This window comes from Deltaproteobacteria bacterium, assembly GCA_030654105.1.
In the GTDB taxonomy this organism is placed as follows: domain Bacteria; phylum Desulfobacterota; class SM23-61; order SM23-61; family SM23-61; genus JAHJQK01.
Window position 1 is genome coordinate 1 of sequence record JAURYC010000129.1, and the last position, 8,022, is coordinate 8,022.

Below are 8,022 nucleotides of genomic sequence, written 5' to 3' on the forward strand. Positions count from 1 at the left end.
GTGTTTATAGAAGCTGGAGACCATTGGAGCGTTGATGAGCTCTACCAGCGAGTCCGCCAGCGAAACCCGAAGATTGGACATGCCACGGTCTACCGCACTCTCAGGCTCATGGCTGAAAGCGGGTGGGCCTCTTCACGCCAGTTTGGCGATCGTATTGCCCGTTTTGAACATCAAACCGAGGGCCAGCACCACGATCATTTGATCTGTCTCGGTTGTGGAAAAATCGTGGAATTCGCAAGCGAGCGCATTGAAGCGTTGCAATCGCGCATCGCCCATAAAAAAGGCTTTCAAATATTCGAACATAAATTGGAACTCTATGGCCAGTGTCCGGATTGCCTTTCCAAAAAAGAAGGGACGGGCAAGAAAACGAGGAAAAAAGCGGAACGTGGATAAGTGCTGTGAAAAAAAATCTGCCGCTCCCGAAGTGATCCCCAGAGTCGCTCTTATCGGGAATCCGAATGTGGGCAAGAGCGTGATTTTTGGTTGGTTGACCGGTCAGTATGTCGCCGTCTCCAATTATCCTGGAACCGCAGTTGAGGTTGCCCAGGGAAATTCCAAAGTTGGAGGGCGGAGGCGGGTGATTGTAGATACGCCCGGAATCAATAATCTTATCCCCATGTCCGAAGACGAGCGGGTGACTCGAGATATCCTCCTGGATGATGAAGACCTAAAAGTCATCCAAGTCTGCGACGCCAAGAACCTCCGCCGTGGTTTAATGATCACCCTGCAGCTTGCCGAGATGGAAAAACCCGTAGTGTTAGTCTTGAATATGGCGGATGAGGCGAAGGAACGGGGTATTACGATTGACCGTCATGGTTTAGCCCAATTATTGGAAATTCCCGTGTTGTCCACAATTGCCACCCGCCGTAAGGGCCTGGATGGGCTAGGGAAAGTTTTGGAAGAAAGTTGTACCCCTCAGGTTCGCCCGATCTATAGTCCAGAAATTGAAGAAGGGGTTACCGCCATTGAGAATCTCCTCCCCGAGAAACAAAAAGGAAAGCGGGCGCTGGCTTTAATGCTTCTGGCTGGGGACGAAAGCTTGCAAGATTGGCTGCACTGCCGACTCAGCGAACAGGTTATCCTTAAGATCGAAGAGATTAGCCGCAGATTGCAAAGTCAGCATCAAGAGCCGCTGGGATTTTTCATCAACCAGAAGCGGCTGAATGCGGTGGATCGAATTTTAGAAGGAGTTTTCCGCAAAGAAAAGCGTAGCCGGGGAATGGGGGCCCGTGCCCTCAGTAACTTGACAACCCACCCCATTGGAGGGGTCCCAATTCTTCTCGCGGTGCTTTACGCCATGTATAAATGGGTCGGGGATTTCGGCGCAGGCATTGGGGTAGATTTTTTATTGAACGTAGTTTTTGGAAAGGCCATCAACCCGGCGGTTACTTGGGTCGTGGAATACCTTTTTCCGTGGCAATTTCTTCAGGAATTTTTTGTGGGTCCATATGGGTTAGTGACCATGGGACTTACTTATGCGATTGCTATCGTTCTGCCCATCGTAGGAACCTTTTTCTTTGCTTTTGGATTATTGGAAGATTCAGGATACCTCCCGCGTCTGGCTGTGATGGTCAACCGGGTTTTCCGGGTAATGGGGTTGAGTGGCAAAGCAGTCCTTCCCATGGTTTTAGGTCTGGGCTGTGATACCATGGCCACCCTTACTACCCGCGTACTGGAGACAAAAAAAGAACGGATTTTAGTCACGTTGCTACTGGCTTTAGGAGTCCCTTGTTCGGCTCAAATAGGGGTGATGGTTGGCATGTTCGCGGGGTTGTCGATGAAGGCGATCGTCCTTTGGGCTTTCGTGGTTATGGGAAGCATGATATTCGTGGGGCTTTTAGCCTCAAAACTCATTCCCGGAGAGAAGGCCGACTTTATCATGGAGATACCTCCTCTACGCATTCCTACGCTTGCTAATATCTTCATCAAGACTTTGGCACGCCTGGAGTGGTTCTTAAAAGAGGCTGTTCCGCTGTTTCTCTTGGGCACCTTTTTCCTGTTTGCTCTCGACCGACTGGGCCTGCTCAAGGCCCTACAGAATATGGCCGCGCCGATTGTGGTCGGGTTTCTGGGTTTACCAGCCAAGGCCAGCCAAGCTTTGCTCTTAGGATTCCTGCGCAGGGATTATGGGGCAGCTGGATTATTTGTCATGGCCAAAGCCGGTGAACTGGATTCGATTCAAATCGTAGTAAGCTTGGTTACCATTACGCTTTTTGTACCCTGCGTGGCTAATTTTTTTATGATTATTAAAGAACGAGGACTGGGACAAGCTTTGGCCATGGCTGGCTTCATATTCCCGTTTGCGCTTATTGTAGGTGGAGGGTTAAATTTTTTACTCCGTTTTCTGGGGGTGAATCTATGAACGGGGAAGGGGAGAACGCCATCCGGTGTCCCCTTTGTGGGAATATTTTTCAAAAAGATTTGAGTAAATGTCCAAAAGGTTGTCCATTGGGCAAAACCTGCAGCCTGGTTTGTTGCCCCCGCTGCCATTATCAATTTGCGGAGGAGTCAAAAACGGTAAATTTATTAAAAAGAATTTTTAAGGGGAAAGGGAGGTCAGCCGATGAACAGGGCTAATGAAGGGCCTGTCCCGGGTCGAAAAAGGCATGGCCGGGGGTGGAATGAAGCCGGCGAAAAGAGCGAATCGCACCAACGAGAAGAAATTCTGGAACTTCTCTGGACCATGCGAGAAAAAGGGCCTGTAAGCGTGGAAGAATTTTTGCAGATGACCGAAGAAGAAGAAGCTGACCATATTCTGCGAAAGATGGAACGCGATGAATGGATTTCTTTAAAGGAAGGCCAAGTTGCTTTTCTGGAGGAAGGGGAACGAAGGGCTGAAGAAATCATCCGCAGGCATCGCCTGGCCGAGCGGTTACTCTCCGAAGTTTTTGAGCTTGAGGAAAAATATATGGAACCAAGTGCCTGTCAGTTCGAACATATCCTTAATCCCCAAGTCCTGGATAGCGTTTGTACCTTTCTGGGGCATCCCCCCACTTGCCCCCATGGCAAACCTATACCCAGAGGCCCCTGTTGTGCGCGATTTAAGCGTGAAATGGAACCGTTGGTCCGGCCTCTTGCCGACTTGAAGCTGGGGGAGGAAGGACGGATTGTTTTTATCACCCCTCGATCACGGATCCGTTTAGAACGTTTGAGTTCTCTGGGATTAATCCCGGGGTCAGTAGTGAGACTGGCCCAAAAGCGCCCCGCTTTTGTTCTGGAAATTGGCGAAACGACCTTAGCCTTGGATGAGGACATCGGCCGCGAGGTTTATGTGAAAAAAAATAAGTAAAAAATCCCCTTTACATTTAAAAAAGAAAGTTTATGATTTTTAAAAATCACAAGAAAAATTCCTTACTTCATATGAGTTTCTTTGGATCCATTCGAAAACAATATTTTTTATACTTGACTATTTTCATTTCCACTATGCTTGTTTTCACCATCTTCGGTGGAAGGGGTTTGATGCAAATTTACCACTTAAAGGAAGAGCGGGAAAAAATTAAGATAGCCACTGGGCGTTTGAGCGAAGAAAATCGGAAACTTGCCCAGCAAATCGAGAGGATGAAAAAAAATAAAAAAGAAGAAGTTGAAAGAATTGCCCGTGAGGAATTAGGATTAGTTAAAAAAGGAGAAATCATCTATAAATTCGAGTAGTAAGACATAGCTTGGAAAATATTTAAAGAATCTACCCAAGAATCAAATTGCTTTTTCTTTTTCCGGTTTTCTCTAAATCTGTGTTTAAATTAACTCACGCAGGGTTGAAAAATTGTTACAGAAGGCGCAAAAATGTACGTAAAGGATTCTCCGGAAAATCGGGAGGACTCCTGGAAAAATAAAAATAAGGTCAACGGAATAGTTGAAATTATAAAATTAATATTTTTAATAAAATTAATGAATTTAAGGCGATAAGGTTTAATTAGGAGGTATAAATTATATATAATTAAGTTTAAATTAAAATAATTTTTTAAAAAATTACTTAACTTAATAATCTTTGGAACTGATTTTGCACGATCTAACTTCTGTTGCAAATTAATTTATCCTCACTACTCCAGGTTTTAAAAGCAGAGCAGAAATGAATTTTCTCAAACAGTATCGCGAAAATATTTTATTAAGCAAAGCGGAATTGGCGCGGAAGGCTGGGATTTCTACATTAACGATCGATAGGGTGGAAAAAGGGAAAACTTGTCGTTTGGAGACAAAGCGAAAGATCATTCTTGCTTTGGGGTTAAAGCTTTCCGAAAGAGAAAAAATTTTTGGGGATGTAAAATGAAACCTTTCCTCCAAGACTTGGCGGCAGTCACCCCTATTCGCAAAAATGCCAATATAAAATTATTTTCCCTATTCATTTTAACTTTGGTCTTGTCACTATTGACCTTTTCTCCTGTAACCCAAGGAGCGGATGGATTCGCAACCGGACGTTTGGCCACCGAACAGGAAATTGCTACAGAGAAATTTTTTTCCAGCCTGGAAACGGCCCTGGCCAAGAAATTTTTTGACTATCGAAATCGGCCAATTATTCGGGTAGCTGTCTTTGATTTTACAGACGGATCAGGGAATGTAGTGAAGGCTGGGCGAGAGTTGGCTGATAAAATCACCCGGAGGCTTTATCTTCAGACCCAATTTAATGTAGTAAGCCAGGAGAAAGTAAATCGCTATTTGAGCTGGAACGGCCTAAGTGTTATGGGAAAGTTGGATGCCCAAGGTCTGCGTCGCTTACAACGGCGGATTAACACTATGGACCCGGCCAACGGTATTCACGCTTTGATTATTGGGGAAGTACAAAAAGGGGTTGGCCGAAGTCTTCGTGTCTCCGTCTCCTTGGTCAATTTTCAATTCAACATTGGGGCCATAGAAATGGAAAAGAACATCGTGGATGTTCTTTCCCTGAACGTTGAAATACCCCTTCCAACCGAACAGGCCTTGCAGGAAGCCAACGAGATTGTTTTGCGTGGAGAGATGCGCCCCTTGGAAGAAGGTCGACTTCTGATATTGGCCAATAACCGGGGCAACGCCTTGCTGGAGACGGAATACGTCAAACAATTTATGAAAGAACGTCCTTTCCCTTGGGCACGAGTTCCCTTGGTCTTTGTTTTGGGGAAAGAAGAAGTAACCATCCCCGAACAGGTCAAAGTCGGTTTGGGAGAACTTCTTCTTGCACCTCTGAGTTTGGGGAGTGATTCCCGAAAGCAATTGGAATATTCTTTCCTGCATGGCAAATGTTCTACCAATGTAATTTATTTTGATGAAATTCTTCCAGTCCAAAGTTATCGCCTGATAACCAATTTTTTAGATCTAAAGAACAATGATTCTTATTCAGAATCCATGCAAGTGCAAGTCCTACCGGGGACGACCACCCTAGTGGTTTTATCGGTGTACGTTCCCAACGAGAAAGAGCGAATCCGGACTAGACAAACCCCTCGGATCAATGTATTTCAACTTTGGGGCAAGGGGATGGAAGTTTTGCCCGATCGGTAGGGAGACATGGGGATTTTTGACAAGAAAGAATTAATCGGCTTAGACATCGGGTCAAGTTCCATCAAGGCGGTGGAGTTAGAATTGGGAAAGAAAATCCCAAAACTGAAACATTTCGGGATGATTTCCCTTCCTCCGGAAGCCATCGTGGATGGTGCTTTTATGGACTCGGCCAGCATTGTGGAATCAATTCGGAGCTTAATCGAAGGATTGAAGGTAAAAACAAAAAATGTGGCTGTTTCGATATCCGGACATTCGGTAATCATTAAAAAAATTAATGTCGCCGTCATGTCTGAAGTACAGCTGGAAGAGTCTATTAAGTGGGAGGCAAAACAGTATATCCCCTTTGACATCGAAGACGTAAACTTAGACTTCCAAATTTTGGATGAACCGGCCGGGCAGGATCAGATGGCTGTCCTTTTGGTGGCGGCAAAAAAAGATATGATTAATGACTATACTGCAGTCATCGAGGAAGCGGGTCTTCGCCCCGTAATTGTGGATGTAGATTCTTTCGCCATTGAAAACGCCTACAACTTGAACTACGAATCTCCCGCGGAAGAAGTTGTGGCCCTGGTCAACATCGGGGCAGGCGTTATGAACATCAATATTCTGAAGGAGGGAACTTCAGCGTTCACCCGCGACATCTCCATCGGTGGGCGGCAGATTACCGGGGAGATCCAAAAACGACTGAAGATGACCTACGAGGAAGCCGAAGCCCTGAAGGTTAAAGAAAGAGATTCCGGGCCCCAAAGTGCGGAAGTAGAGAAGATCGTCCAGGGGATAGCCGAACATCTAGCCACTGAAGTCCGAAGATCCTTAGAATTTTATGCAGCCTCTACTTCGGGGGGGGAGATTAAAAAAGTTTTTCTTAGTGGGGGATGTGCCAAAATTAAGATGCTCCCTGGACTGATTGAAGAGCGTATTGGAACACCGGTGGAAGTTTTCAATCCCTTCATGCAAATCGACTGCAACCCAGAAGCGTTTGACCCAGAGTATATCAAACAAATCGCTCCTTTAACAGCTGTAGGAATGGGATTGGCCTTAAGGAGAGAGGGCTTAAAATGATTCGCATCAATCTGCTGCCGGTCCGAGCATTAAAGAAGAAAGAAACTACCCGGCAGATGCTATCGGTCTTTTTTCTGTCCGTGGGCTGTGTAGTTCTGATCACCCTTTTCTTTCATATCTCTCTTTCCAGCCGACTTAACAAAGTTGAAGCCCAGATAACCGTCTATAATGAGGAAATCAAACAACTGAAAATTGATACCAAAGATGTAAATAAATTTAAGGCGGAGAAAGAAGATCTCCAGAGACGCTTGAATATCATTTATACATTACAGCGGGCCAAAACAGGTCCTGTACGCGTGTTGGATGATATGGCTACTTCTCTTCCTGGAAGGCTTTGGTTAACCTCCTTAAAAGAGAAAGACGGGAAAATGGAACTGAAGGGTATCGCCCTGGATAACCCAACGATCGCTAAATTTATGATCAATCTGGAAAAATCAGGGGTAATCAAAAATGTAGAGCTGATCATTTCCCAACAGCTGGAACGGAAAGACGTAAAACTCAAAGAGTTCACCCTTACCTGTAATGTACAGTATGGAAGCTCGCCCAGCGGGCCCACTTCGTGAGGGGAAAACAACGTGACCATTACTTTAGATAGTATTGTCAAACTACCTACCTCCCGGAAGATACTGATCCTGGCTTTGTTTTTGGTTGTGATTCTGGGGCTTTACTTTTATTTGATTTACTTGCCCAAAGCGGAAGTGCTGGAGAAGAAAGTAACGGAGGTGGGTAGGCTGGAAACGCAGGTTCGGGAGCTGCGCATCATCGCCGCCAACATGAAACGTTTCCAGGCGGAAGCCGCCAAGTTGAAGGAAGAGTTGACCTTAGCCATGGCCCAACTTCCCACGAGTAAAGAGATTCCTTCGCTGTTAGCGAATATTTCGAATTTAGGAAAAGAAGCTGGGTTAGAGTTCCTCCTCTTTCGACCCGTTCCTGAGGTGACCCGAGAATTTTACGCCGAGATTCCCGTGGAAATTAAGGTGAAAGGGACTTATAACGATGTAGCGATTTTTTTCGATAAAGTGGGTAAGATGCCCCGCATCGTAAATATCGCCGGAGTCACAATGGAGGGAGTGAAAGAGACGTTTGGGAAATGGGAGATTACGACTTCCTGTACAGCTACCACTTTCAAATTTATAGAGAAGGAAGCAAGCGACCTTGCCAAAGATAAAAAGAGTCAACAAGAGCCAAAAGGAGTTCCGCCCTCTAAGAAGTAAGGAGCGCTATCCCATGAAAGAATTGGGAGCTGTAATATTCCTGAGCACAATTTTAATCTGCGGGGGATGCGGCGGAGAACCGCCAAAACCCACAAAAGTTCCCATGCCTCCGGTAGGGAAATCAACGGTAACTCCGGCCAAAATACTTCCCCCCCTTACCGCGGAATTGAAAGCGGAACGACCGCCGGTGATGACCTATACTTATAAACCTGAAGGAAAACCAGATCCTTTTAAACCATTGATCGTTGAAAGGCCGGAGGTTCCTACTCCGAAA

10 protein-coding genes are annotated in these 8,022 nt (G+C 45.7%); all 10 read left to right on the forward strand.

What is annotated here, in order from left to right; all coding sequences use genetic code 11:
* On the forward strand, positions 1-393 hold a 393-nt coding region (locus Q7V48_05100), incomplete at its 5' end, for a transcriptional repressor (GenBank protein MDO9210111.1).
* On the forward strand, positions 386-2,362 hold the full coding sequence (gene feoB / locus Q7V48_05105; protein MDO9210112.1) for a ferrous iron transport protein B: 1,977 nt from the start codon (positions 386-388) through the stop codon (positions 2,360-2,362). The genes Q7V48_05100 and feoB, both read left to right, overlap by 8 nt.
* A 201-nt stretch (positions 2,363-2,563) precedes the next feature.
* Positions 2,564-3,289, forward strand: a complete 726-nt coding sequence (locus Q7V48_05110; GenBank protein ID MDO9210113.1) for a metal-dependent transcriptional regulator — start codon at positions 2,564-2,566, stop codon at positions 3,287-3,289.
* Positions 3,290-3,321: 32 nt separating this feature from the next.
* Positions 3,322-3,651 (forward strand): septum formation initiator family protein, encoded by a 330-nt coding sequence (locus tag Q7V48_05115; protein MDO9210114.1) that lies wholly within the window; start codon positions 3,322-3,324, stop codon positions 3,649-3,651.
* 418 nt (positions 3,652-4,069) lie between these two features.
* Positions 4,070-4,267, forward strand: a complete 198-nt coding sequence (locus tag Q7V48_05120) for a helix-turn-helix domain-containing protein (protein MDO9210115.1) — start codon at positions 4,070-4,072, stop codon at positions 4,265-4,267.
* Positions 4,264-5,472 carry a hypothetical protein gene (locus tag Q7V48_05125; GenBank protein MDO9210116.1) on the forward strand — a complete coding sequence of 403 codons (1,209 nt, stop codon included), beginning with the start codon at positions 4,264-4,266 and terminating at the stop codon, positions 5,470-5,472. The genes Q7V48_05120 and Q7V48_05125 overlap by 4 nt, the downstream gene beginning before the upstream one ends.
* A gap of 6 nt (positions 5,473-5,478) precedes the next feature.
* Positions 5,479-6,534: a type IV pilus assembly protein PilM gene (pilM, locus tag Q7V48_05130; protein MDO9210117.1), complete on the forward strand. Its 1,056-nt coding sequence runs from the start codon at positions 5,479-5,481 to the stop codon at positions 6,532-6,534.
* Complete coding sequence (locus tag Q7V48_05135; protein ID MDO9210118.1) at positions 6,531-7,097, forward strand: PilN domain-containing protein; 567 nt, start codon at positions 6,531-6,533, stop codon at positions 7,095-7,097. The genes pilM and Q7V48_05135 overlap by 4 nt, the downstream gene beginning before the upstream one ends.
* Positions 7,098-7,109: 12 nt before the next feature.
* Positions 7,110-7,748, forward strand: coding sequence for a type 4a pilus biogenesis protein PilO (locus tag Q7V48_05140; protein MDO9210119.1), 639 nt, complete (start codon positions 7,110-7,112; stop codon positions 7,746-7,748).
* Between the two features lie 13 nt (positions 7,749-7,761).
* A partial coding sequence (locus tag Q7V48_05145; GenBank protein MDO9210120.1) for a hypothetical protein occupies positions 7,762-8,022 on the forward strand: 261 nt, incomplete at its 3' end.